Source organism: Candidatus Magasanikbacteria bacterium RIFOXYB2_FULL_38_10, assembly GCA_001783145.1.
Taxonomy (GTDB): domain Bacteria; phylum Patescibacteriota; class Patescibacteriia; order Magasanikbacterales; family UBA10003; genus GWC2-40-17.
On the sequence record MFQT01000017.1, the window covers coordinates 21,711 to 44,968 of the forward strand.

The following is a 23,258-nucleotide window of genomic DNA, read 5'->3' on the forward strand; positions in this document are numbered from 1 at the left end:
TAAGGAAATTAGCCTTATTGTAGGTTTATTTATGGCAGAAAATCAACAAAATAGCATTGCATCGTCCAAAGATGTGTTGGAGCTAAGAGGTAGAATTGAGGAGCTGCTCCCTTCCGCTAAATTTAAGATAAAATTGGATGATGGTCATGTTATCATCGGGCATCTTTCTGGAAAAATGCGAATGAATAAAATTCATTTGTTACCTGGAGATTTTGTAAAAGTTGAAATGACACCATACGATTTAACCAAAGGCAGAATAGTATACAGATTTTAATAAAATTAAAGTCAAAGTAAAAAAACAGCGGAGCCACCGTTGTATAATTTTTTTATCTTAATATAAGCAGATTATGAAAGTAAGAGCATCAGTTAAAAAAATTTGTAAAGATTGCCAAGTCTTGCGTCGCAAAGGACGTGTTTGCGTGATCTGCAAAATTCCCAAACATAAACAAAAACAAGGATAAATTTTATGATTAGAATTGCCAGCGTTACTTTACCTCAAAATAAAAAAATTAATATCGCTTTAACCTATCTTTACGGCATAGGTTTGACTTTATCTAACAAAATTTTGAGCGATTTAAAAATTGATCCCAACACCAGAACTAAAGATTTAAAAGAAGAAGAAGCTAATCGCATTCGCGAGGCAGTAGAAAAAAAATATCGCGTGGAAGGCGATTTGCGCCGTGAAATTTTGTCCAATATCAAGCGTTTAAAAGAAATCGGTTCTTACAGAGGCTCTCGTCATCATCGCGGTTTGCCATCTCGTGGCCAGCGCACTAAAACCAATTCCCGCACTGTGCGTGGCAATAAGCGCCATACCATGGGTTCTGGTAAGAAAAAATCAGGAGATAAGACATAAAATAAGATAATTTTTAATTTTGAAATCTAAAAATAGTTATTATGGCAGATGAATTGAAAACAAATGAAGCCGTGGCATCCACCGCGGCGGAAAAAAAACAAAAAGGCGGAAAAAAAGACAAAGCAGTGGCTAAGCCCAAAAGCCGCAAAAAAAAGGCTGTTAAAGAGGTGACTGTGGGACGCGCTTATATTCATGCTACCTATAATAATACTATTGTCACCATTACAGATGCCAGCGGTAACGCCTTAGGCTGGTCTTCAGCCGGACATATGGGCTTTAAAGGCCCTAAAAAGGCTACTCCTTATGCCGCTTCTATGGTAGTTAAAGAATTGGTGGAAAAAATTCAACCTTATAATGTTAAAGAAGTAAGCGTTTATGTTCGAGGCATTGGCGCCGGACGCGATGGAGCTCTAAGAGCTTTATACGCCAATAATTTAAGCGTCACTTCTATTAAGGACATTACACCCATTCCTCATAATGGCTGTCGTCCACCTAAGGTTAGAAGAGTTTAAAATATATTTTTATGGAGAAAAAGATTGATAATTCAATTTGCAGTCAATGCCGCCGTGCCGGTGAAAAATTATTTTTAAAAGGTGAAAAATGTTTTTCGCCTAAGTGTTTAATAGTTAAGCGTAACTACGCGCCGGGACAACATGGTAATGCCAAACAACCCCGCCGTTTAACTTCTTACGGCACTCAGTTGCGCGAAAAGCAAAAAGCCAAACAAATTTACGGTTTGCGCGAAAAGCAATTTAGCAATTATGTTGCCAAGGCCACCAGAAAGAAAGGCAACACCGCCGATACTTTATTAAAAGTTTTAGAGACTAGATTAGATAATATTGTTTTTCGTTTGGGTTTTGTTAAGTCACGCCCGGCCGCAAGGCAATTAGTTTCCCATAAGCATGTTTTGGTTAATGGCAAAACGGTAAACATTTCTTCATTTCAAGTTAAACCAAATTCCGTAATTTCCGTTAATCTTAAATTTGTAGAAAAAAGCAAATCAATGGAAAATGTTTTTGCGGTTTTATCTAAAAAGGAGGTACCGGCTTGGTTAGCGCTTGATGCCGATTTAAGTACCAAGAAAGTCAGCGGCAAGGTTTTGGGATTGCCAAAACTCACAGAAATGACTCTGGAGTTTGATCCTAAAAAAATCATTGAATTTTATTCACGCTAACATTTAATTTAATTTTTATGGAAAAATTTCTTTTGCCCTCAATTTTCAAGGTTGAAGAAATGGACAAGCCGGATGCCGCTAGAATTATCATTGAACCTTGTTATCATGGTTATGGTACAACTTTAGGCAATGCCTTGCGCCGTGTTTTGTTGTCTTCGCTTCCGGGCGCGGCCGTCACCGCTGTTAAAATTAAAGGTGCTACGCATGAATTTACAACTTTAGATCATGTTCAAGAAGATATAGTGGAATTAATTTTAAATTTGAAAAAATTAAGATTAAGAGTTTTTTCCTCGGAAGAAGTTAAATTAACTTTAAGCGCCAAGGGTGAAGGAGAAGTCACCGCCGCTCAAATAGAAACCACCTCTGACGTGGAAATTGTCAACTCCGATCTTCATTTAGCCACTTTAACTCACAAAGATGCCAGATTAGAAATGGAAATTTTTGTCTCTCAAGGCAGAGGTTATGTTCCGGTAGAAGAAAAAGAAAAAATTAAATTGGAATTGGGAACTGTGGCTATTGATTCTATTTTTAACCCCGTTTTGCATGTTGGTTATAAAGTAGATTTTGTTCGTGTGGGTGAAATCACTAATTTTGAAAGATTAACTTTAGATATTGAAACCGATGGCACTATCACTCCGTTAAATGCTTTATTGCAAGGCACTAAGATTTTGCAAGATCATATTGATTTGATTATGCAGGGTTTTAGCGGTGAAACAAGAGAAATAGAAGAAATTGCCAAAGAACCGGAAGAAGCAGTAGAAGAAACAAAAGAAGAGGTTGAAGAAAAAGAAGAAGAAAAACCTAAAAAGAGAGGCAGAAAACCATCAACATCAACTAAGAAAAAGAAGTAAAGGGCGTTTGTCCCGTTAACTTTAAGAAATTATGAGACACCAAAAGAAAAAAGTGACGCTAGATAGAAAAAAAGCCCCGCGCGAGGCCTTGCTTAAAAATTTAACCGCTAGTGTTATTTTATATGAAAAGGTTAAAACTACCAGAGCCAAGGCCAAGGCCGTACAGCCCTTGGTTGAAAAAATGATCACTTTAGGCAAGAAAGGTACTTTGACTGCTCGCCGCGAACTTTTATCTTTTTTACCAACAGAAAATCCTGTTAAAAAAATTATGGAAGATTTGGGTAAGCGTTATGCCGGTAGAACCGGGGGTTACACCAGAATTATTAAATTGGGTACCCGTCAGGGCGACGCGGCTGAAATGGTAACGATTGAATTAGTTTAATTTTAAATAGAAGTATGGAACAACAAAAAAGAGGGACAACAATTTTAGATGCCGAAGGTAAAATTTTGGGACGTTTGGTTTCCGAAGCCGCCAAAATTTTGCAAGGCAAAAATAAACCATCCTATGAACCCAATACCGATTGTGGGGATAGAGTGGTAATTAAAAATGCCTCTAAAGTCAAAATTTCCGGTAAAAAGTTTTCTGATAAGATTTATCGTCATCACACCAATCATCCCGGCGGTTTAAAAGAAAAGACTTATAAAGAAGTTTTTGCCAAAGACCCGCGTGAAGTGATACATTTAGGTATTATTAAAATGTTACCCAAGAACAAGTTAAGAAACAGGCGGTTAACACGTCTTGTAATTGAAAAGTAAAATTATGGCTACTAAAGATATTAAAGAAAAAATAATTAAAAAATCCCCTGGCAGACCCAAGGCTGTTAAGAAGGTTGTAGAAGTTACAGAAGAAAAAAAGGTTCTTGAGGCGCCTGTTTTAAAGATTGAAAAAAAGGCTGGTCGTGAAGGAAAATATGTTTATGCTGTGGGTCGTCGTAAATCTGCCAAGGCTCAAGTAAAATTGATGGAAACCGGCACCGGAAAAATAACAGTTAATGGAAAAGACCTACCAAAATATTTTGATTATTTTGTCTTGCAGAATACTGTCTGGGCTCCTTTAAAAGCCGTGCAAGAAGATTCTGTTCATGATATTTCAGCTGTAGTGTTGGGGGGAGGGGCTTTGGGCCAGGCCGAAGCAATTCGTTTGGGTATTTCTCGAGCTTTGGTTGAATGGAATGAGGCTTTTAAGCCTGTCCTTAAAAAAATGGGTTTTATCACCAGGGATCCCAGGGTTAAAGAAAGAAAGAAATTTGGTTTAAAGAAAGCCCGCCGCGCCCCACAGTGGAGCAAACGTTAAAAAGATTATAAAAATAACCTGTATAAACAGGTTATTTTTATAATCTAATTGTCCCTTTGCCTTGGGTTTTTAAAAGTGCTATAATAATTACAGATTTTTAAAATTGTCATTCTTCAGCTAAGAATGGCAATTCTTATATATGAAAGTGCTTTTACGGCAAGAAGTGCCCGGTTTGGGACATAAAGGAGAGGTAAAAGAAGTGGCCGAAGGGTATGGCCGTAATTTTTTGTTGGCTCAAAATAAAGCAGTGCCGGCTACGACAGAAAATTTAAGAAATTGGGAAACGGAAAAAAATAAAGTAGCCCATCAAATACAAAATCAAAAAGAAATTTTAAAAAAAATAGCCGGCCGTTTACAGGGACTCACTTTAGAATTTGAAGAAAAGACAGATGACAAAGGCCAATTGTTTGGCGGTATTTCCAGCGCTCATCTTGTGGCCACTTTATCCAAAATAGGATTGACAATAGAAAAAAATCAAATAGTCTTAGACAAGGCTTTTAAAAAAGTTGGCAAATATCCCGTAAAGATAAAGTTAGGACAGGGGATAGCGGCGGAAATTAAAGTAATTATCAAAAGTCAATAGGATTCCTTGTCTTACATTCAAAGAAAATGGACGAAATAATTTATAAATAAATTTTAATTTTTTAAATACTGTTGATTTTATGACGCGTTACATTTTTGTTATTGGTGGAGTAATGTCCGGAGTGGGCAAAGGAACCACTACGGCGGCTATTGGTAAAATTTTACAAAGCAAGGGCTATACCGTGACGGCTGTAAAAATAGACCCCTATGTTAATGTAGATGCCGGCACCATGAATCCCACAGAGCATGGGGAAGTTTTTGTGACGATTGACGGCGATGAAACAGACCAGGATATTGGTAATTATGAAAGATTTTTAGACATCAACATCACTTCTCTTAATTACATGACCACCGGTCGGGTTTATCAATCAGTTATAGAACGCGAACGCAATTTAGGATATGGCGGACGTTGTGTGGAAGTGGTTCCTGATGTGCCGGCAGAGGTTATTCGACGCATTAAAGCGGCTGGTAAATCAGCTCATGCTGATTTTGTATTGATAGAAACTGGTGGTACGGTGGGGGAATACCAAAATATTTTGTTTTTGGAAGCCGCACGCATGATGAAAATAGAAGCTCCTAAAAACGTCCTTTTTGCACTGGTAAGCTACCTGCCTATTCCTTCTAAGATTGGAGAAATGAAAACCAAACCCACCCAATATGCGTCCCGCACTTTAAATTCCGCTGGTATTCAAGCAGATTTTATTTTCTGTCGTGCGGAAAGAGCCCTGGATGAGCCCAGAAAGCGTAAATTGGCCGTATTCTGCAATGTCCAAGATGGGGACATAATTTCCGCGCCCGATGCCAATTCCGTTTATGAGGTGCCAATAAATTTTGAAAATGAGGGGTTGGGAGAGAAGATTTTAAAAAAGTTTCATCTGCGCTCTAAAAACAAAGATTTAAAAGAGTGGCGTGCCCTGGTGGAGGTGATTAAAAATGTTAAAAAAGAGGTGAAGATTGCCGTGGTGGGTAAATATTTTTCTACTGGGGAATTTATTTTGGCCGATTCTTACATCTCTGTGATTGAGGCTATTAAGCATGCTTCTTGGGCCAACAATGTTAAGCCGGTTTTAACCTGGCTTAATTCCGAAGAATACGAAAAAAATCCGGCCAAATTAAAAGAACTTTCCAACTATGATGGCATGGTGGTGCCGGGCGGATTTGGCACAAGAGGAGTAGAAGGCATCATTAAGGCGATTGAATATGCGCGGGTACACAAAATTCCTTATTTTGGTTTATGCTACGGAATGCAGCTGGCCACAGTGGAGTTTGCCAGGCATGTTTGCGGATTAAAAGAAGCTCATACCATAGAAGTTGATGCCAAAACCAAAGATCCTATAATTGCCATCATGGCCGATCAGGCTAAACTTTTGGCTAATAAAAAATATGGTGGCAGTATGCGTCTTGGCGCTTATGACTGTTTTCTGGAAAAAGGAACTTTGGCGCGGACCGCTTATGGTGAAAATTTGATTTCCGAAAGACATCGTCATCGCTATGAATTTAATAATGATTACAAAGATTTATTTATAGAGAAAGGGATGGAAGTTTCCGGTGTTAACCCGCAAAGAAATTTGGTGGAAATTATTGAATTGCCTAAAGAAGTGCATCCGTGGTTTGTGGGTGTGCAATTTCATCCGGAATTTCAGTCTCGCCCTTTACGTCCGCATCCTTTGTTTAGGGAATTTATTAAAGCGGCGTTGAAAAAGTAGTTGTAAATTTATAAAAAAAGACCGGCCATTTCTGGTCGGTCTTGTTGGTTGAAACTAAAAATAACTACTCGGGAGCCTTCTCCACTTCGGGAGGGTTGTCCGTCGGAGAATCCTTCACTGGTGGTTCAGTAGCCGAGGCTTCCTCAGCAACCGGCTCGGCAACAGGATCTTCCTCCCGTTTGGTGTAAACATATCTTCTACCGTCGGGTAGGAACAACGCCACATCGGCATAACCTTTTTGTACCCTCTCCAGAAGACCATTCAATAGATTTCCCCTTGCGTGTTCACGGCTCTCCTCGTACGCCTTCCGGACATCCTCCGGGAGTGCTTGGTAGCGCTTTTCCTTTTCCTCTTCGTCCTTGGGAAGGTTGGCTACTACCATCTGACGGAAAAGATGGACGCCGCTTTCGGCGGTGATGAAGCCTCCTCCTACACCGACAGCACAAAGACCAAAGCCATTTTCCAAGGTGAAGATGGTTTTATCATCTACCTTGTCTCCGTCCTTATTACGAACGTAGCCGTGCACTTTGGGGATTCCACAATCACAAACCTCGAAATTGAAATCGCAAGTAAAACCTACTGGCAAAGTAAATTCAATGACCCTTTTAAAGAAAGCTTCGTGATCCGAGGAAACGCCGGCCGAAGTCATCTCTATTTCAATGCTTTTCGCCTTGCCGATGTCAATCAAACATTTGTCCAAACAGCCTTGAAGCAGGCTACGACCTTGTTCCAAGGAAACCACAAGCCTGCTGTCTATTTGGTCGCCGGAAAGACGACAGTAGGGGATTTCCAGGGCATCCAAAAAAGGAGTATCTTGCGGATTGGTTTTGAGGATAATCATCTTCTTCTTCCTTCTCTAGTGTTTGAGCGCTGTTAGGCGTTAGCTGTGCTTACGCCGCCTTGATCTGCCAAATTAAGTATCTCTTCCAGAGGATCTACTTCTTGTGCAAACAACTGTTTTACTTCTTCTGGCAGAGCCATAAAACGTTCCATCAACTGGTCATCATCCGTGGCTAGGTTAGCCGCGAGCATTTCCTTAAGAAGGCTAATAATCGCCAAATCACTGAATTCACTGCGAGAGGCCAAAATCAAGCACAGGTTCAAACCTTCAAGCATGGTGGGAATGGCGTGGCGGATGCTTTGGTTTGCATCGGGAAGAAGGACAAATCCATGAGCCATGGGATTGCTGCATTCCTTGCAGACCTTAAAGACAAGAGTGGGGTGGAAATTCTCAGGCAGAACGAATTCGCGAACTTTTTGAAAAATAGCTTCAAAATCAGGCAAAAGCCCAGTTGCTGACAGGGCTTGCTCTAAGCGCTCCGCTTCTTCGGGCGTGTGAATATGATTTTGTACTCCACTGCTGATAATTCTGCGGCCTTGTTCCAAAAAAACGACCAAGCGGGGCTTAAAACCTTCCCCGGTAATCTGCCCATGAGGAATCCCCAGGGTAGTCAAAAGAGAGAAAAAATTGCCCATGGTTAGTTGTGCCAATTGCTTTTCCTCCCAAATCACGCCCCCGCCAGTTGGCAAGCCCCTCTTCAGCGTTGTTTAAAAGGTTTTTTATGAGGGGGAGTGGGGATTTAGATTAGCTAATTTAAGCTTAAATAACCGCTTCCCCTCATAATTTTTTAAAGATCAATTTTTAATCAAATCTAACTTAGCATTAAAATAGATTTTTGTCAAATTTAGGCAGGTGAAAAAAATTTTAAAAGGGATAATTTAAAAGACCCTTTCAAAGGGTCTTTTAAAGCTTATTTTAAGCCATTACATTGATAAATTTTCTTTCTTTTAGGTGCCCGTCAAATCTTTTGACTTTGCGGCGGTTAAAAGAAACAGTACCGCTTGTGCCGGCATAAAGGGTGTCGTCTCCGCCTTTTTTAACATTTTTTCCCGGGTAAAATTTGGTGCCTCTTTGGCGAACCAAAATTTCACCGGCGTTGACTTTCTCTCCACCAAAGGCTTTAATGCCAAGTCTTTTAGCTTGTGAATCGCGGCCCAGCGAGGTAGAACTCCCAGCTTTCTTATGTGCCATATTTGTTTTAAAATAAGATAATTTTAAGGTAAATACAGTATAAAACAAATCTTGCCTTATGTCAAGAGCTGTGCTAAAATACAGGATATGTTGCGAATTCCTTTAAAATTGTTTTTTAAAGATAAAATAATTTCTTTTTTAACAGCCCTTAACGTTATTTCTTTTTTGGCTTTATTTTTTTATCTATTTTTTTCCTTGCTTAAAGCTAAAGAAGAAACAATTTTTCTTCATTATACCGTTCATTTGGGCGTAGATTTAATCGGTTCAAAATCAGGTATTTATTTATTGGCTTGGGGTGCTTTTTTAATTGTTATTTGCAACACTACTGTGGCTTATCTGGCTTACCCTAATTATAAAAAAATCAGCCGTTTGATTTTAATTGCCACCGTGTTTATGCAAATATTTTTGTGGCTAGCCGGTGGATTTTTAGTTTTTATTAATTTATAGAAAACGGTTTTTTAAAATAAACTCTTTGTAGATAATAATTTTATTATGCTGGAAGATGTGATTATAATTTTAGTGCTGTCCGGTTTGGCTTTTTTGATTGCCTTTTTTTGGGCGCCTTTTTTAATCAAAATTTTAGTAAAATATAAATGCTATAAAAAACAAGTCCGGACAGAAGCTCCCGACGGTTCCGGTACTCCTATTTTTGCCGCTTTGCATAAATTTAAAGAAACCGGCACTCCGCGCATGGCGGGTGTCTTATTTTGGGTGACTACCGGCTTTTTGGCTTTAGTTATGTTTTTGCTGGGTAATTCGTATCCGGAATTTTTTGCTAAATTTAATTTTGTCAATCGCGCGCAGACCTGGATTCCCTTGTTTACTTTAATTGCGGCTTCTATTTTAGGTTTTGTGGATGATCTCTTGGTGGTTAAAGGATCCGGACGCATTAACAAAGGAGGCGGTTTAAAATTTCGCCATCGTTTGTTGGTGGTATTTTTAATTAGTTTGGTGGGCGCTTATTGGTTTTATTTTAAATTGGGCTGGGATACAATTCATCTTCCTTTTTACGGAGATGTAAATTTAGGTTTTTTGTACATTATTCTTTTCATCATCACTATGATTGGGCTTTTTAGCGGCAGTGTGATAGATGGTCTGGACGGACTGGCCGGCGGAGTTTTTGCCATTATTTTTACAACTTACGGCGTAATTTCTTTTGTGCGCGGCCAATATGACCTTTCCGCTTTTTGCGGCATTTTGGCGGGTACCTTGGCGGCGTTTTTATGGTTTAATATCCCGCCCGCTAAATTTTACATGGGAGAAACCGGTATTTTGGGATTGACTACCACTTTGGCTGTGGTGGCCTTTTTAACCAATACGGTTTTGCTTTTGCCATTTATTGCCTGCGTGCTTTTGATAGAAATTCTTTCGGTGGTGTTGCAAATGTTCTCCAAAAAATTTCGCCATAAAAAGATATTTTTGGTCGCGCCCTTGCATCATCATTTTGAAGCCAAGGGTTGGCCGTCGTATCAAGTGACCATGCGTTTTTGGCTCATCAGCGGCGCTACGGCCATTGCCGGTTTAATTTTATTTTTGATTGATAAGGTTTAGGATAAATTAAAATTTTTTTGTTTTTCCATTTGATAAATTCACCAGAAAATATACCATCAAATTTTTCATATGCTTTCTCGTAAAAGTGACATTTATTTCTTGGGTTCTTTGGTTATCTTGTTATTTTTTGGTTTGCTCATGCTTTTTTCCGCCTCTTCTCCGGAGTCATATGCCATTTTTCATGATCCTTATTTTTTAATCAAAAGGCAGATTCTTTTGGGAGTGTTGCCGGGTGTTATTTTATTTTATATCTTCAGCCGACTAGACTTTAATTTTTGGCAAAAAGCCGCTTTGCCTCTTTTTTTATTTTCCCTAGGTCTTTTGATTTTGGTTTTAATTCCTGGTGTGGGAGGGGACTTTGGCTCAGCCCGCTCTTGGTTTTCTATTTTTGGTTTTTCCTTTCAACCCTCGGAACTAATGAAACTGGCTCTGGCAATTTATTTGGCCTCTTGGCTTAGTCGCTTAAGTAAAGAAGATTTTACCAATTACACTAAAAGTTTTTTTCCTTTTTTGGCTATCGTCGCAGTAATTGGTTTGCTTTTGATGAAACAACCGGATATGGGCACCTTTTTGGTTTTATTTTTAATTTCTTTGGGTATTTATTTTGTTGCCGGAGGGCCTTTACTGCATTTGCTTATTTTATTTGGTGGGGGTCTGGTGGGATTTATTAGTCTGGTTTTTATTAGTTCCTATCGCCTGCATCGTTTGTTGGCTTTTTTAAACCCCAAAGAGGATGTTTTAGGCATTGGTTATCATATCAATCAAGCTCTGTTAGCCCTGGGTTCCGGGGGATTTTTTGGTTTGGGCTGGGGTCACTCGCGTCAAAAATTTCAATACCTGCCGGAAGTGAGCGCCGATTCTATTTTTGCCATCATTGGCGAGGAGTTGGGTTTTTTAATTTCAGTTATTTTTATTTGCTTGTTGTTTTTTATTTTTTTCAGAGGATTAAAAATTGCCCAAAACGCGCCTAATCATTTTGGCAAACTTTTGACTGTGGGTATAATGGTTTGGTTCATTGGGCAAAGCTGTTTAAATATTGGCGCTATGGTTGGGCTATTGCCTTTAACCGGCCTACCTTTGCCCTTTGTTAGCCATGGCGGTTCGGCTTTAATGATTTTACTTGCGGCCTTGGGTATTGTAGTTAATATCTCCAAACAAATGAAAACTTAGTATGAATAAAGGAAAAGAAGAAACAATTTTTAGTTCCATTGAGAAAAATTTTGCGGAAGAATTTAAAAGCAAAAAAAGAGTGATTTTTTCCGGCGGTGGCACTTTAGGACCGGTAATGCCTCTACTTGCCGTTTTTCAGGAACTTAAAAAACAATTTCCCGATCAATATGATTTTTTGTGGGTAGGCGTTAAAGGCGGTTTGGAAAAAGAGGTGACGGAAAAATATGGTTTAAAATTTGTCGCTTTGCCCGAAGCTAAATTACGCCGCTATTTTAGTTGGCGCAATTTTAGCGATATATTTAATTTTGCGGCGGCCTTTTTTAAAAGTTGGATGATTATAAAAAGATTCCAGCCTAATATTTTAGTTTCGGCCGGCGGTTTTATGAGCGTACCTCTGCATTTGGCTGCCTGGTTGCAAAAAAAAACCACCTTAATTCATCAAGAAGATGTGGAAGTGGGTTTAGCCAATAAAATTATGGCTCTCTGGGCAGATCATATCACTGTGTCTTTGGAAAAAAATTTGCAAAATTTTCCGGCCAAGAAAACTTTATGGATTGGTAATCCTGTGCGCGAGGGGGTTTTATCAGGCCAAAAAGAAGAAGCTATTAAAGATTTTTTATTGGACCCAAATTTGCCAACGGTTTTGGTTTTGGGTGGAGGCACGGGCGCTCTGTCTTTAAATAAAATGATCGCCGGCAATATTGGAGAGTTGGTTAAAAAATGTCAAATAATTCATATGCTGGGAAATGGCAAAGAAATGGCCGTGCCTTTTTTTCAAGGTGGGGAATTGGATGCTCTTATTAAAGAAAGATATCATCCTGTAAAATTTTTAAATGAAAAAATACTTTCTCGCGCCTATGCCATTAGTGATGTAGTGGTGACTCGTGCGGGATTTTCTACTTTGACCGAGCTGGCAGTTTTAGGCAAGCCGTTTGTGGCCGTGCCTATTCCAGATAGCCATCAAGAAAAAAATGCCAGAGTATTTTGGTCTAAAGCCCAGACGCCGGTATTTTTAAGCAATCATGAGCCGGTGAGCGGTTTAATCAAAAAAATTTTGGATTTGGTATCTAACAAAGAAGAGCAATTATATTTGGCCCGTCATTTGGTGAAAATAATACCCAAAGACGCGCGAGAGAAAATGTCTTTTTTGATCAATGGTATTTTGAGTAATTAGTTGTTTATTTTTAAATAGAAGGCTCATAAATTAAAAACCCTCCGTCAAATGCGGAGGGTTTTTGTGGCTAAGATTAACAGGTACAAGGTTCGTTGCCACAACCTGGGCAAGGATCAAACCTCATATTTTTATTTGTTTACAAGGGTTAACCCCTTTTTACCTCTATTATATTATAGCATTGTTGAGAAAGGACCGCAAGATAAGCGAAATAATTAAAAAACCCCACACAAATTTTAACAAGAGTCTTTTTTTTGGTGACCCGGCTGGGGATCGTGACCAAGCGTACCAGAGAAGCTGTGCAGCGCTTTTGTTTTTTAAATGGTGACCCGGCTGGGGATCGAACCCAGGACCATCAGCTTAAAAGGCTGTTGCTCTACCAGCTGAGCTACCGGGCCGTCACTAGTGTTTAAAAAAACTGACAAAAAATTTTAATTGATTTTTTACCAAAAAGTTTCACCCACTAGCATACACCTCTTGACAAAATCTGTCAAATGTGCTATGATATGTAGTTAATTTGATCTTTGATAATAGGGTGAAGGCTTTGTCCAACCAGATAAGTTTGGCTAAATTAAGGCAAAAATAAAGAAAATAAGATTAAATTTGTCCTAAATAAGCTTGATTTATCCGGTTGGGCGAAGGTTTTCGCCCTCTCGAGGAAGGCTCCCCTTAAGGAGCTGTTTGGTAGGAGGTTCCTATGGAACTCGTTCGTCAGTTCTTCGCGGCCCTGGTGTCCATGACGGACACGGCCATCGCGGCCGTGTTCCAGAGCCTGGAGCAGGAGAACGTGCTGACCAGCGCGCGTCTGCGCGCCGCGGTCAAGAAGAGCGAGGGTAACGAGTTCCGGCGCCTCAAGGTGGCTCTGGGCTATGCCGTGGACCACCAGCTCACCCTCTCCATCGCGAACATCCCGTTCATGACGGACGAGGAGCTGGTGCTGGCGTTCCTGGAGGCCACGCCCGACCAGCGCGCCGAGTTCGTGGTGGCGCTGGACGAGATCACCGACGAGAGCGGTGTGCGCGGTCAGCAGGTGCTCTCCTCCGTGCAGGAGCGCCTCAACATCGAGAAGGCCGTGGCGCAACGCCAGGCCGAGGAGGAGCGTCTGGAGCGCGAGCTGGCCAAGAAGGCCGCCAGGCGCCTGGAGCTCCTGGAGCACACGGATCGCCTGATCCTGCACATCCTGCGGACCGGCGACGCCTGCGATATGACCGACGAATTGGCGGTCCAGTACATAGAGGATCAGCCCCTGGGCTACTTCAAGGTGCTCTCGGACATCGCCGGGCTCATCACCCCCGCCACCGCGGCGGAGGGCGAGGCGGCCCTGACCGGCCTGGACGCGCTGCGCGGCGGCACCATCGTGGACATGCTCACGGGCGCCACCCTGGCGGTGAAGGACGCGCGGAGCATCCGGGGTTGCTTCATCACCGACGAGGAGGGCGCCAAGCGCCTCGTCAAGAAGCTCCCGAAGAAGGAGGGGGGAAGGGAGATCTACAGGCACCTGACGGGCGAGAGCCCCGAGGGTGTCCTGGAACGCCTGGACAGGCACGACGCGGAGTACGCGGCGCGCCAGAAGCGCGACGAGGCCTTCGTGGCCGAGGTGAAGAAGGCGATCGGCGAGGCCGACGCCACCTTCGTGGCCCTGGCCAAGGCGGTGGCCGAGCTGGTGGAGATCAACTCCGTCGGGACCAGCGGGCCCGAGGAGTGGAAGATGCGGATCATCCGCGACATCTCCGGCGAGTTCGGCGAGTTCCTGCGGCGGTCCTACATCGGCCAGTTGCGCCAGGCCTACCCCGACGCCTCGACGATCCCGGCGCTCAACGCCCGGATCGAGGAGGTCAAGGCGGCCTGGAACCAGGCGCGCGCGACGGGCGCCCCCTCCTACGAGCAGGATGCCATCCTCAAGGAGGTCCACGTCCTGGAGCGGCACCGGCAGTACCTGTCCGAGGCTCCCCAGCTCAAGCCGCAGCAGGGCAAGCCGACCGTCGGCACCCACGCCCACACCAAGGGCAAGGAGGGTGCCCCGGTCCTGACCGACCACTCCCGCGACGAGGACAGGGAGCGCAAGGAGCGCGAGCGGCGCGACGCCGACCGGAAGCGCACCCTGGACACCAAGGGCAAGGGCGGCGGCCAGCCCCAGCTCACGGGCAAGGGCAAGCACCAGAAGGGCAAGAAGTAGCCCAGCTACTTCGGCTCCTCAAGTGCCCCCAGTGTCCCTGGCAACATTAACAACGCGGCGGCCAACTAAATAACCGCCCACAACGTCACATGATCTTTCAACAGGTTACAGAGGGTCGCAACGATCCTTACCGGCAATCAAAGTTCAGTGCTAACACACTGTTCCCACGATTGCCGGTTTTTTTTATTTCTGCTAAAATGAAGTAAGGATTTTAATAATAAATTTATCTTTTTTGCAGACGATGGCTTTAGTCCGCGGCGCAAAAAAGATAAATTTATTATTAAATAAAATCATTATGCCCCTTAATCAAAAATATTTTAAAACCCTTAGTACTGTGTTTGCCGATTGGGAAAAGTCCCGCCGCTCTGTTCAAGAAGCCTCGGCCAATGCTTTGCAAAAAGCCAAACAGGCTATTTTTTCTTTTCATCGCAATAATTGGAAAGAGGCCGAGGTTCTACTTAAAACCGCTTTGGAAAACATTAAAATCGCCGGCAAACTGCAAGAAAAAAGCATTGCCACAGATGATGAAGGAATTTTTAAATCATCTTTAGAAGAATATGCCGAAGCTGAATTATTTCGTCAGTTTTTGTATAAAGAAACTATTGGTCCAATAAAAAATTTGGAAATTTCTCCGGAAACATATATGGGTGGCCTAGCGGATTTGGTAGGGGAGATTCAGCGTTATGCTATGAAAATGGCCACGGAAAGAAATTTTAGCGAACTAACGCGCGCGGAAAAAGTGACCGAGGAAATTATGGGCGCAATTTTGTCTTTTAATTTTACCGGTTATCTGCGTACTAAATTTGATCAAGCCAAAGGCGCCCGTCGCAAAATAGAAGAGATCGCCTACGAAGTAAGTTTGCGTCAAAAATAAATTCCGATTCTTTATGCCCGTTTCCGTTATCGTTCCGGCTTACAACGAACAAAAAACTATTTATAATCTAATCCGCGTTTTAAAAGATTCCGGACTTTTTGCCGAGGTAATTGTAATTAATGATGGTTCTAAAGACAGAACGGCCTATTTAGCCAAACAAGCCGGTGCCAAAGTAATAAATCAATCCAAAAATTTGGGCAAAGGAGAGGCTTTGTTGGCTGGAGTAAAAGAGGCTAAAGAAAATTTTTTGTTATTTTTGGATGCCGATCTTTTTAATGTTAGAAGAAAACACTTAACAGATTTGATTAAACCAGTAGAACAAGGCGAAGCGGATATGATGATAGGCCTGCAACCCAAATACAAAGATTTTTACGCGCTTAATGAAACTATTCCCAAAATTAGCGGACAAAGAGCTTTGCGTCGGGAAATTTTTGAAGCTATTGATCCTAAACTTTTATCTGGTTATCAAGTGGAGGAGGCTTTAAATGATTATTGCAAAACTAACAATTTAAAAGTTAAAACAATAATTTTGGCAGGATTGGGACATGTTTCCAAGATGGCTAAAAGCAATTTTTTGGTGGGGTTATGGGGCTATATTAAAATGGATTGGCAGCTGACAAAAATTTTTATTTGGGTAAGGATATTAAGAGTGTTTAAAAAAATAAAATAATGAAATCATTAATAAAAAAATTTACGCCACGATTTTTAATTCGCTTATATCATCTTGTCTTGGCCAAACTGGCGGCTTTGTGGTATGGGTACCCTTCGCGCAAATTAATTGTGGTGGGTGTTACGGGCACGGGCGGCAAGTCCAGTACGGTTTATCTTTTGGCCAAATTATTAGAAGCGGCTGGCTGGAAGGTGGGAGTTACCTCCACGGTTTTTTTTAAAGTTGGTGAGTGGGAAAAATTAAATGATAAAAAAATGACAATGTTGGGGCGTTTTGCTACACAAAATTTTTTACGCCGCATGGTAGATGCTGATTGTCAGGTGGCTATTGTGGAGACAACCTCCCAAGGCATAGAACAGTATCGGCATTTGGATATAGATTATGATATTGTTGTTTTAACCAATTTGTATCCGGAACATATAGAAGCGCATGGCGGTTTTGAAAATTATCAAAAGGCCAAAGGTAAATTATTTGCCGCTTTAACCAAAACTTATCGCAAAAAAATATTTCCAGCCAAAACCATTATTGTTAATGGCGATGATGAATACGCCTCATATTTTTTAAATTTTCCCGCTGATGAAAAAATTACTTTTGGACTAAAAGAAAATTCCTTGCCTGTTAAAGAAAAAATTATTGCTGTGCAACCTTTGCCCTTGGGAGAACAAATTTCTTTTACTGTTAAGGGAACTGATTTTGTCTTGCCTCTTTTAGGCGAAATGAATATCTATAATTCTTTATGTGCCATTACTGTGGCCAAAGTTTTGGGATTAAGCTTAGAGGAAATTAAAAGATTTTCCGGAGCGATGAAAAACATTCCCGGCCGGCAGGAGTTTATAAACGAAGGACAGAATTTTAAAGTGCTGGTTGATTATGCCTTTGAACCCAAAGCCTTGGCCTCTCTTTATGAAATTTTAGAAATGATTCCTCATAAGCGTTTGATTCATGTTTTAGGTTCGGCTGGTGGTGGTAGGGATGTAGCGCGGCGGCCTGTTTTGGGTAGTCTGGCCGGGGAAAATGCGCAGATAGTAATTGTGACCAATGAAGACCCCTATGATGATGATTCCGAGCAAATTATAGAAGAGGTAGCACAAGGAGCAAGCGAAAAAAGCAAAATAGAAGGGCAGGATTTGTTTAAAATTTTGGATAGGCGTGAGGCTATTAAAAAGGCTTTGCAACTGGCAAAGGAAGGGGATTTGGTTTTGGTCACCGGCAAAGGATCGGAGCAAGCCATTTGTGTTGGGGGTGGCCAAAAATTACCTTGGGATGATAGAAAGGTTATAAGGGAGGAGTTGGTAAAAATATAATATGTCCATCATTTTACACCCACGTGAACAAATCATTAAAAAAATACGCCGGTATTATCTTACTTATTTTTGGCACTGGCTATTGGTTTTTATTTTTATCGCCGCACCTTTCTTTTTTATGTTTGTTCTTTTTTCCTGGGGCAAGTGGGGCGTGGGCATTTTTATTGCCTTGTTGGTTGTGGGTTTGTTAGTTTTAGTGCGCGGTTTATTTTTTTGGCGTAAAAATGTGACCCTAATTTCTACCGGAAGGATTTTAAAAATGGAACAGCACGGGCTTTTAAATAAAACCGTCACTGATTTGGGTTTTTACAACATCAGAAGCGTTTCTTATAAAATTAAAGGCTTTTGGCCCACAATTCTGCGCTATGGCAAGATTGTGATAGAAACCAATGACGACAAGAAAAATTTAGAAATTTTAGCGGTCAAAAAACCGGCCGAGGTGACAGAGACAATTACTCTTTTGCAACAGAAGCAATTAAAGGAAAACAGCCGTTCCGGTTATAATTTAGAGGATATTTTTAATTTTATATCTCATCAGCCCAAAGAACAGCTAAATAAGATTAAAGAATTAGTAGACAAAAAACTCAAAGAAATGGTATAATTTTAAAGCTATGCAAAAAAGGTCTTTGGCGGGAAAAATTGGAAAGAACCGACTTTTTATAGTTGTGGTAAGTATTTTTTTAATCTTATTTTTAATTGGTTTTCTGCGTTCTTTTTGGCGGGATTATCAAATAAGAAAAGAAATAAAGGACATGCAGGAGGAAAGAATTCGTTTAGAGGGTCAGAAATTAAAAACTTTGGATTTTCTTAATAATTTACAAGGAGACAACGAAGCAGAAAAAGAAGCACGATTAAATTTTGGTTTGGCTAAACCGGGTGAACAGGTGGTGATTATTGCCGGTGGATTGCAAAAGACTACTGAAAAAAATAATAATGAAGAAAAACGAGAAGAAAATAATTCAAATATGATCTTGTGGTGGAGATATTTTTTCGCGCCCAAGAATAATTAATTTTTTATGGAAAATCAAATAGACTCCCTGGAGGAAAAAAAAACAGAACAAGAAAAAAATAAACGCCCGGTTTATCAGTATGCCCTTTGGGGGTTGGGTGCAGCCGCCTTTTTGGCAATAATTTTAATTGTTTCTTTTGTTTGTTATAGAGCAGAAAAGAATTTATCTACGGATTCTTTTACCTTGGGCGTAGCGCGTTACATTGGCTTGCCGGCCGGTTTTGTAGATGGTACGCGTGTTTCCTATGTTGAGTATATTGATAATCTGCGGGCAGTGAAACAATATTATTCAACTCTGGACGCCGCTCAGGCCAAACCAACTGATGAGCAACTTAATCAATATGTTTGGGATATGTTAGCTCATAACGCGGTTATAAAAAAGATGGCGGCAGAAAATAATATTGTCGTCACCGGTGAGGAAATAGATAAAGAATATCAAAATTTTATTCAAAATTTTAGTTCGGAAACAGAAGCAGGTAAATATGTAAGCGATCAATACGGTTGGACAGTTGATAAATTCAAACTGCAAATGCTTCGTCCTTATCTTTTAGCGCAAAAAATTTCTGTCTCTGAAAGTGTGGGACAAAAAATGGAGGAAAAAGCCAAGCCTAAAGCCGAGGAAGTTTTAAAACAAATTAAAGAAGGGAAAAAATCTTTTGCTGATTTAGCCAAAGAGTTTGGGGAGGATGCCACTAAAGACAAGGGCGGTGATTTAGGTTGGTTTGGTACAGGTGTCATGATTAAAGAATTTGAAGATGTGGTATCTAAAATGTCCCCGGGAGAAATTAGTGATTTGGTAAAAACGCAATTTGGTTATCATATTATCAAATTAGAAGAAAAGAGATTAAATGATAAGAAAGAAACCGAATGGCACGCGAGTCACATTTTGATTAAGGCTGGTTTTCAGGATTATTTAGAAGAGTTGTTTAAAAATGCCAAAATAAGAAAATGGATTAAAATTTAAAATAAAAATTAAAGAATTAACCGCGGGTTTGGGTATTTAAACCTCGCGGTTAATTCTTTATCGGGCCGCGGGTATCGTATAGTGGCTATTATGCATCCTTCCCAAGGATGAAAGACGGGTTCGATTCCCGTTACCCGCTTTGGGCCGATGTAGCTCAGTTAGCAGAGCAACGGTATCGTAAACCGTGGGTCGTGGGTGCAAGTCCCACCATCGGCTTTGGATAAAGTTTTTCCTATGATCTATTTTAAAAATGTCAGTAAAATTTATCCCCCGGATGTGGCGGCAGTGAAAGATATCCATTTGCAAATAGAACCCGGTGAGTTTGTTTCTATTGTAGGGCAAAGCGGTACGGGCAAAACCACCTTAGTAAAATTGATGATCGCCGAAGAAAAACCAACGCAGGGAGAAATTTCCATTAATGGTTGGGATGTTAGCAAATTAAGCTCAACAGAAATTCCTATTTTGCGCCGTCAAATCGGTGTTATTTTTCAAGATTTTAAATTATTGGAAAAGAAAACGGTATTTGAAAATGTAGCTTTTGCGTTGCAGGTTTGCGGCACACCTTCTGAACGTATTAATAAAGTAGTACCGCAGGTTTTGGATATTGTGGGATTAAGTCAAAAAACCGGTCGTTATCCCGGTCAGCTTTCGGGCGGTGAACAGCAAAGAGTGGTGGTAGCCAGATCTTTAGTCCACGCGCCAAAGATAATTGTAGCTGATGAGCCCACTGGAAATTTGGATGCTTTAAATACTCACGAGGTGATAGAAATTTTAAAAAGAATTAACGAGCTGGGCGTGACCGTGGTGTTAGTGACGCATAACAGGGAAATTGTTAATATGTTGCGTCGCCGTGTAGTCACTTTGGATCAAGGAATGATTGTCAACGATCAAGAAAAAGGGAAATATGTAATTTAATTTTTTGTTTTTTATGTATATTTTTTTCTCACGTATCATCAAATTTGCCTGGCAAAATTTTTGGAGAAATTTAGGCCTGTCTTTAATTACTATTTTGGTTTTGGTGACAACTTTAATTTCAGTAGATGTGGTTTTTTTGGTTCGCGGCATTACCAATATGGCTGTTAATTTGGTGCAAGAAAGAATTGATATGAGTTTAATTTTTAAACCAGTTGCCGCTGATGAAAAAATTCAAGAAATAAAATCAATTTTAGAAAAAAATTCTTTTGTCACTAACCTTATTTATAAAGATAAAAAAACAGTGCTGGAAGAGTTTAAAACTAAACATCAAAATGATGAAGGGGTGATTGCGGCTTTGGGGGAATTGGGTGAAAATCCTTTGGGGGCGGTTTTGGTAATCCACGCTCAGAATACCAAGGATTATGAAGAGATAATGAAAGAGGTAGACGTACCAGAATACAGTGCTTTGATAGAAAATAAGACTTTTGATGACCACGGCCCGGTAATTCAAAAAATCAGTTCCTTAACGGAAAAAACCGAACAAATTGGCATTATTTTGGGAATCATCTTGACAATTGTGGCGTTTTTGATTATTTTTAATGTGATACGTTTGAGCATTATTATGCATGGGGAGGAAATTGGTATTATGAAATTGGTAGGAGCCACCAACTCCTTTGTGCGTTGGCCCTTTTTAGTGGAGATGATTTTTATTAGCTTAGTGGCTTGGTTAATAAATTTAGGAGTGGTTTTTAGCTCAACATATTTTGTTGATCCGTATTTGGTCAAATTTTTTGAAGGTAGCGGTTTTAGTTTGCGAAATTATTTTGTGGGTAATTTCGGTTGGTTTTTTGGGGCGGAATTGGTGGGATTGATTATTTTAAGTTTTGTTTCCGCCGGTTTGGCTATGAGAAAGTATCTGAAGGTTTAAAATTAATGTTATTCTGAGTCTGCGAAAGAGCGGACGCAGAATTTATTCCGGGATCGTCTAATGGTAGGACAGCAGCCTTTGAAGCTGTATATCGGGGTTCGAATCCCTGTCCCGGAGTTGTAAAAATAGCAGCTTTAAAGGCTGTTATTTTTTATCTTTTTAGCCAACCTTGACTAAAGGCATTCTTTTTGGTATAATCTGCATATTATATGGAAATTAGAAATATCGCCATTATTGCGCATGTAGATCACGGCAAAACCAAATTGACCGATGCTCTAATGCGTCAAACAGGCATGGTGACGGATGAAAAAATAAGCATGGATTCTAACGCTCTGGAAAAGGAGCGTGGTATTACTATTTACTCAAAAAATACCAGTGTGTTTTATAAGGGTACCAAAATCAACATTGTGGACACTCCCGGACACGCGGATTTTGGTTCCGAGGTAGAGCGTGTTTTGCGTTCTATCGATTCGGTTCTTTTAATTGTGGATGCCCAGGAAGGGCCAATGCCTCAAACCAAATTTGTCTTAAAAAAATCTTTAGAATTAGGTTTAAAACCAATTGTGGTAATCAATAAAATTGATAAACCGGCCGCCAGACCAGAGTGGACACATGATAAGGTTTTGGAACTTTTTATGGATTTAGGAGCAACAGATGAACAACTGGATTTTACAACTGTTTTTGCCATTGCTAAACAGGGGATTGCCAAGATGAAATTAACAGATGAATCAACTGATTTAAGCCCTCTTTTAGATGCCATTTTGACCAAAGTTCCTCCGGTTAAAGCAGATGTAATGTTGCCTTTCACTTTCCAGCCTTTTAATTTGGCCTATGATAATTATTTGGGTCGTTTAGGTATTGGCAGAATTTATCAAGGAACTTTAAAAGATGGAGATAAGGTTTTTATTAAGAAACAAGACGGAGAAATCATTTCTGGCTATGTCAACAAAATATTCACTTTTGAGGGTGTCACTCGTAAGGAAGTTATGGAAGCTGTGGCCGGAGATATTGTAATGATTGCCGGTCTACCTCAAATTTATATTGGTGATACTATTTGTGCCGAGCAAAATCAAGAATTGTTACCGGCGATTAAAATTGATGAACCGACAATTTCTTTAAACTTTTTAGTCAATAATTCTCCTTTTGCCGGGCAAGAAGGAAAGTATGTCACTAGCCGTCAAATTAAAGAACGTTTAGAAAAAGAATTGGAAGTTAATGTGGGGTTAAAAATAGATTTTTCCGCCATTGATTTTTTTAAAGTTAATGGGCGCGGTGAATTACATGTGGCTATTTTGTTAGAAAATATGCGTCGCGAAGGTTTTGAAGTTCAAGTTTCCCAGCCTCAGGTAATTATCAAACAAATTGATGGAGTAAAATGCGAGCCGTTTGAAGAGGTGACTATTGATGTACCGCCGGAATGTGTTGGTACGGTAATAGAAAAGATGTCTAAAAGAAAAGGGCAAATGAAGTCAATGAATCCAGAACAAAATCACACTCGTTTAATTTATGAAATTCCTACTCGTGGCTTGCTTGGCTATCGTTCGGAATTTATTGTTGATACTCGTGGAGAAGGTATTTTGTGCAGTGAAATGGTTGGCTTCAAGCCTTACGTTGGAGAAATTTCTAAACGCGACGTTGGGTCTATGGTTTCTGGCGAAACCGGCAAGGTTTTGGCCTATTCTTTATCCAATTTACAAGAGCGCGGCGTGTTGTTTGTCGGGGCCAATACAGACGTTTATGAAGGCGAGGTTATTGGTAACACTGCTAAAGGACAAGATATGACAGTCAATCCCATTAAAGGAAAACATCTTACCAATATGCGTTCTTCCAATTCCGACATGGCCATTCAATTTACACCACCAATGGAATTAACTTTGGAACGCGGTTTGGAAATTATGGCTGAAGATGAATACTTAGAAATTACGCCTAAAAGCATTCGTTTGCGCAAACAGTTTTTAACAGAAAATGATCGTTTGCGTTTTGCCCGTAAAAATTCCAAATAATTTTAGCAGTTTAAAAAATCCGCTTAAA

At 40.5% G+C, this 23,258-nt stretch carries 27 protein-coding genes and 4 tRNA genes; 27 read left to right on the forward strand and 4 right to left on the reverse strand.

The features are described from left to right. Positions 1 to 31 precede the first annotated feature (31 nt). The 10 genes from A2294_00340 to A2294_00385 all read left to right on the forward strand — a co-directional run bounded on the left by A2294_00340 (position 32) and on the right by A2294_00385 (position 6,463). Positions 32 to 274, forward strand: coding sequence for a translation initiation factor IF-1 (locus A2294_00340; GenBank protein OGH85185.1), 243 nt, complete (start codon positions 32 to 34; stop codon positions 272 to 274). Between the two features lie 192 nt (positions 275 to 466). Then, on the forward strand, positions 467 to 856 hold the full coding sequence (locus A2294_00345; protein OGH85186.1) for a 30S ribosomal protein S13: 390 nt from the start codon (positions 467 to 469) through the stop codon (positions 854 to 856). 125 nt (positions 857 to 981) lie between these two features. Then, positions 982 to 1,368, forward strand: a complete 387-nt coding sequence (locus tag A2294_00350; protein ID OGH85269.1) for a 30S ribosomal protein S11 — start codon at positions 982 to 984, stop codon at positions 1,366 to 1,368. A gap of 11 nt (positions 1,369 to 1,379) precedes the next feature. Then, entirely contained in the window at positions 1,380 to 2,030 is a 651-nt protein-coding gene (locus A2294_00355) for a 30S ribosomal protein S4 (GenBank protein OGH85187.1), read from the forward strand. Between the two features lie 17 nt (positions 2,031 to 2,047). After that, positions 2,048 to 2,881: a DNA-directed RNA polymerase subunit alpha gene (locus A2294_00360; protein OGH85188.1), complete on the forward strand. Its 834-nt coding sequence runs from the start codon at positions 2,048 to 2,050 to the stop codon at positions 2,879 to 2,881. Positions 2,882 to 2,912: 31 nt separating this feature from the next. Then, complete coding sequence (locus tag A2294_00365) at positions 2,913 to 3,263, forward strand: 50S ribosomal protein L17 (protein ID OGH85189.1); 351 nt, start codon at positions 2,913 to 2,915, stop codon at positions 3,261 to 3,263. A gap of 14 nt (positions 3,264 to 3,277) precedes the next feature. Continuing rightward, the gene (locus tag A2294_00370; protein OGH85190.1) at positions 3,278 to 3,637 is read left to right on the forward strand and encodes a 50S ribosomal protein L13; all 360 of its coding nucleotides are present in this window, start codon (positions 3,278 to 3,280) and stop codon (positions 3,635 to 3,637) included. A gap of 124 nt (positions 3,638 to 3,761) precedes the next feature. After that, a complete protein-coding gene (locus tag A2294_00375) occupies positions 3,762 to 4,175 on the forward strand; it encodes a 30S ribosomal protein S9 (protein OGH85270.1) in 414 nt (137 codons plus the stop codon). Positions 4,176 to 4,314: 139 nt separating this feature from the next. Continuing rightward, the gene (locus A2294_00380) at positions 4,315 to 4,758 is read left to right on the forward strand and encodes a 50S ribosomal protein L9 (GenBank protein OGH85191.1); all 444 of its coding nucleotides are present in this window, start codon (positions 4,315 to 4,317) and stop codon (positions 4,756 to 4,758) included. 79 nt (positions 4,759 to 4,837) lie between these two features. Next, positions 4,838 to 6,463 carry a CTP synthase gene (locus tag A2294_00385; protein ID OGH85192.1) on the forward strand — a complete coding sequence of 542 codons (1,626 nt, stop codon included), beginning with the start codon at positions 4,838 to 4,840 and terminating at the stop codon, positions 6,461 to 6,463. Positions 6,464 to 6,527: 64 nt separating this feature from the next. On the opposite strand, the gene A2294_00390 is transcribed toward A2294_00385, so the two are convergent. The 3 genes from A2294_00390 to A2294_00400 form a co-directional block, all read right to left on the reverse strand. Next, positions 6,528 to 7,304 carry a hypothetical protein gene (locus A2294_00390; protein OGH85193.1) on the reverse strand — a complete coding sequence of 259 codons (777 nt, stop codon included), beginning with the start codon at positions 7,302 to 7,304 and terminating at the stop codon, positions 6,528 to 6,530. A 32-nt stretch (positions 7,305 to 7,336) separates the two neighbouring features. Continuing rightward, on the reverse strand, positions 7,337 to 7,993 hold the full coding sequence (locus tag A2294_00395; protein OGH85194.1) for a hypothetical protein: 657 nt from the start codon (positions 7,991 to 7,993) through the stop codon (positions 7,337 to 7,339). A gap of 226 nt (positions 7,994 to 8,219) precedes the next feature. Beyond that, positions 8,220 to 8,495 carry a 50S ribosomal protein L27 gene (locus A2294_00400; protein OGH85195.1) on the reverse strand — a complete coding sequence of 92 codons (276 nt, stop codon included), beginning with the start codon at positions 8,493 to 8,495 and terminating at the stop codon, positions 8,220 to 8,222. An 87-nt stretch (positions 8,496 to 8,582) separates the two neighbouring features. Here A2294_00400 and A2294_00405 point away from each other — a divergent pair, with 87 nt between their 5' ends. From A2294_00405 to A2294_00420, 4 genes are all read left to right on the forward strand, one after another. Beyond that, positions 8,583 to 8,942: a hypothetical protein gene (locus A2294_00405; protein ID OGH85196.1), complete on the forward strand. Its 360-nt coding sequence runs from the start codon at positions 8,583 to 8,585 to the stop codon at positions 8,940 to 8,942. A gap of 45 nt (positions 8,943 to 8,987) precedes the next feature. Beyond that, a complete protein-coding gene (locus tag A2294_00410; protein ID OGH85197.1) occupies positions 8,988 to 10,046 on the forward strand; it encodes a hypothetical protein in 1,059 nt (352 codons plus the stop codon). Positions 10,047 to 10,115: 69 nt separating this feature from the next. Next, the gene (locus tag A2294_00415) at positions 10,116 to 11,216 is read left to right on the forward strand and encodes a cell division protein FtsW (GenBank protein OGH85198.1); all 1,101 of its coding nucleotides are present in this window, start codon (positions 10,116 to 10,118) and stop codon (positions 11,214 to 11,216) included. A gap of 1 nt (position 11,217) precedes the next feature. Then, entirely contained in the window at positions 11,218 to 12,390 is a 1,173-nt protein-coding gene (locus A2294_00420; protein OGH85199.1) for a hypothetical protein, read from the forward strand. 319 nt (positions 12,391 to 12,709) lie between these two features. On the opposite strand, the gene A2294_00425 is transcribed toward A2294_00420, so the two are convergent. Further along, a tRNA-Lys gene (locus tag A2294_00425) sits at positions 12,710 to 12,785 on the reverse strand. A 299-nt stretch (positions 12,786 to 13,084) separates the two neighbouring features. On the opposite strand from A2294_00425, the gene A2294_00430 reads away from it, so the two are divergent. The 13 genes from A2294_00430 (at position 13,085) to A2294_00490 (ending at position 23,230) form a co-directional block, all read left to right on the forward strand. After that, positions 13,085 to 14,563: a hypothetical protein gene (locus A2294_00430; GenBank protein ID OGH85200.1), complete on the forward strand. Its 1,479-nt coding sequence runs from the start codon at positions 13,085 to 13,087 to the stop codon at positions 14,561 to 14,563. Between the two features lie 241 nt (positions 14,564 to 14,804). Beyond that, positions 14,805 to 15,437: a hypothetical protein gene (locus A2294_00435; protein ID OGH85201.1), complete on the forward strand. Its 633-nt coding sequence runs from the start codon at positions 14,805 to 14,807 to the stop codon at positions 15,435 to 15,437. Positions 15,438 to 15,450: 13 nt separating this feature from the next. Further along, positions 15,451 to 16,107, forward strand: a complete 657-nt coding sequence (locus A2294_00440; GenBank protein ID OGH85202.1) for a hypothetical protein — start codon at positions 15,451 to 15,453, stop codon at positions 16,105 to 16,107. Beyond that, complete coding sequence (locus A2294_00445) at positions 16,107 to 17,411, forward strand: hypothetical protein (protein ID OGH85203.1); 1,305 nt, start codon at positions 16,107 to 16,109, stop codon at positions 17,409 to 17,411. The genes A2294_00440 and A2294_00445 overlap by 1 nt, the downstream gene beginning before the upstream one ends. A 1-nt stretch (position 17,412) precedes the next feature. Continuing rightward, the gene (locus tag A2294_00450; protein ID OGH85204.1) at positions 17,413 to 18,012 is read left to right on the forward strand and encodes a hypothetical protein; all 600 of its coding nucleotides are present in this window, start codon (positions 17,413 to 17,415) and stop codon (positions 18,010 to 18,012) included. A gap of 10 nt (positions 18,013 to 18,022) precedes the next feature. Further along, entirely contained in the window at positions 18,023 to 18,421 is a 399-nt protein-coding gene (locus A2294_00455) for a hypothetical protein (protein OGH85205.1), read from the forward strand. A 6-nt stretch (positions 18,422 to 18,427) separates the two neighbouring features. Further along, the gene (locus A2294_00460; GenBank protein OGH85206.1) at positions 18,428 to 19,384 is read left to right on the forward strand and encodes a hypothetical protein; all 957 of its coding nucleotides are present in this window, start codon (positions 18,428 to 18,430) and stop codon (positions 19,382 to 19,384) included. Between the two features lie 67 nt (positions 19,385 to 19,451). After that, positions 19,452 to 19,523 (forward strand) — tRNA-Gly (locus A2294_00465). 4 nt (positions 19,524 to 19,527) lie between these two features. Beyond that, positions 19,528 to 19,600: transfer RNA gene (locus A2294_00470), tRNA-Thr, on the forward strand. Between the two features lie 18 nt (positions 19,601 to 19,618). Next, a complete protein-coding gene (locus A2294_00475; GenBank protein ID OGH85207.1) occupies positions 19,619 to 20,299 on the forward strand; it encodes a cell division ATP-binding protein FtsE in 681 nt (226 codons plus the stop codon). A 13-nt stretch (positions 20,300 to 20,312) separates the two neighbouring features. Continuing rightward, positions 20,313 to 21,227 carry a hypothetical protein gene (locus A2294_00480; GenBank protein ID OGH85208.1) on the forward strand — a complete coding sequence of 305 codons (915 nt, stop codon included), beginning with the start codon at positions 20,313 to 20,315 and terminating at the stop codon, positions 21,225 to 21,227. 46 nt (positions 21,228 to 21,273) lie between these two features. After that, positions 21,274 to 21,344, forward strand: a tRNA-Gln gene (locus tag A2294_00485). Between the two features lie 92 nt (positions 21,345 to 21,436). Further along, entirely contained in the window at positions 21,437 to 23,230 is a 1,794-nt protein-coding gene (locus tag A2294_00490; protein ID OGH85209.1) for a GTP-binding protein TypA, read from the forward strand. Positions 23,231 to 23,258 lie beyond the last annotated feature (28 nt).

Bases quoted from the DNA above. Each gene is read 5' to 3' on its own strand.
- A2294_00340 (OGH85185.1), top strand. From the start codon at position 32: ATGGCAGAAAATCAACAAAATAGCATTGCATCGTCCAAAGATGTGTTG.
- A2294_00345 (OGH85186.1), top strand. From the start codon at position 467: ATGATTAGAATTGCCAGCGTTACTTTACCTCAAAATAAAAAAATTAAT.
- A2294_00355 (OGH85187.1), top strand. From the start codon at position 1,380: ATGGAGAAAAAGATTGATAATTCAATTTGCAGTCAATGCCGCCGTGCC.
- A2294_00360 (OGH85188.1), top strand. From the start codon at position 2,048: ATGGAAAAATTTCTTTTGCCCTCAATTTTCAAGGTTGAAGAAATGGAC.
- A2294_00365 (OGH85189.1), top strand. From the start codon at position 2,913: ATGAGACACCAAAAGAAAAAAGTGACGCTAGATAGAAAAAAAGCCCCG.
- A2294_00370 (OGH85190.1), top strand. From the start codon at position 3,278: ATGGAACAACAAAAAAGAGGGACAACAATTTTAGATGCCGAAGGTAAA.
- A2294_00380 (OGH85191.1), top strand. From the start codon at position 4,315: ATGAAAGTGCTTTTACGGCAAGAAGTGCCCGGTTTGGGACATAAAGGA.
- A2294_00385 (OGH85192.1), top strand. From the start codon at position 4,838: ATGACGCGTTACATTTTTGTTATTGGTGGAGTAATGTCCGGAGTGGGC.
- A2294_00390 (OGH85193.1), bottom strand. From the start codon at position 7,304: ATGATTATCCTCAAAACCAATCCGCAAGATACTCCTTTTTTGGATGCC.
- A2294_00400 (OGH85195.1), bottom strand. From the start codon at position 8,495: ATGGCACATAAGAAAGCTGGGAGTTCTACCTCGCTGGGCCGCGATTCA.
- A2294_00405 (OGH85196.1), top strand. From the start codon at position 8,583: ATGTTGCGAATTCCTTTAAAATTGTTTTTTAAAGATAAAATAATTTCT.
- A2294_00410 (OGH85197.1), top strand. From the start codon at position 8,988: ATGCTGGAAGATGTGATTATAATTTTAGTGCTGTCCGGTTTGGCTTTT.
- A2294_00415 (OGH85198.1), top strand. From the start codon at position 10,116: ATGCTTTCTCGTAAAAGTGACATTTATTTCTTGGGTTCTTTGGTTATC.
- A2294_00420 (OGH85199.1), top strand. From the start codon at position 11,218: ATGAATAAAGGAAAAGAAGAAACAATTTTTAGTTCCATTGAGAAAAAT.
- A2294_00430 (OGH85200.1), top strand. From the start codon at position 13,085: ATGGAACTCGTTCGTCAGTTCTTCGCGGCCCTGGTGTCCATGACGGAC.
- A2294_00435 (OGH85201.1), top strand. From the start codon at position 14,805: ATGGCTTTAGTCCGCGGCGCAAAAAAGATAAATTTATTATTAAATAAA.
- A2294_00440 (OGH85202.1), top strand. From the start codon at position 15,451: ATGCCCGTTTCCGTTATCGTTCCGGCTTACAACGAACAAAAAACTATT.
- A2294_00445 (OGH85203.1), top strand. From the start codon at position 16,107: ATGAAATCATTAATAAAAAAATTTACGCCACGATTTTTAATTCGCTTA.
- A2294_00450 (OGH85204.1), top strand. From the start codon at position 17,413: ATGTCCATCATTTTACACCCACGTGAACAAATCATTAAAAAAATACGC.
- A2294_00455 (OGH85205.1), top strand. From the start codon at position 18,023: ATGCAAAAAAGGTCTTTGGCGGGAAAAATTGGAAAGAACCGACTTTTT.
- A2294_00460 (OGH85206.1), top strand. From the start codon at position 18,428: ATGGAAAATCAAATAGACTCCCTGGAGGAAAAAAAAACAGAACAAGAA.
- A2294_00475 (OGH85207.1), top strand. From the start codon at position 19,619: ATGATCTATTTTAAAAATGTCAGTAAAATTTATCCCCCGGATGTGGCG.
- A2294_00480 (OGH85208.1), top strand. From the start codon at position 20,313: ATGTATATTTTTTTCTCACGTATCATCAAATTTGCCTGGCAAAATTTT.
- A2294_00490 (OGH85209.1), top strand. From the start codon at position 21,437: ATGGAAATTAGAAATATCGCCATTATTGCGCATGTAGATCACGGCAAA.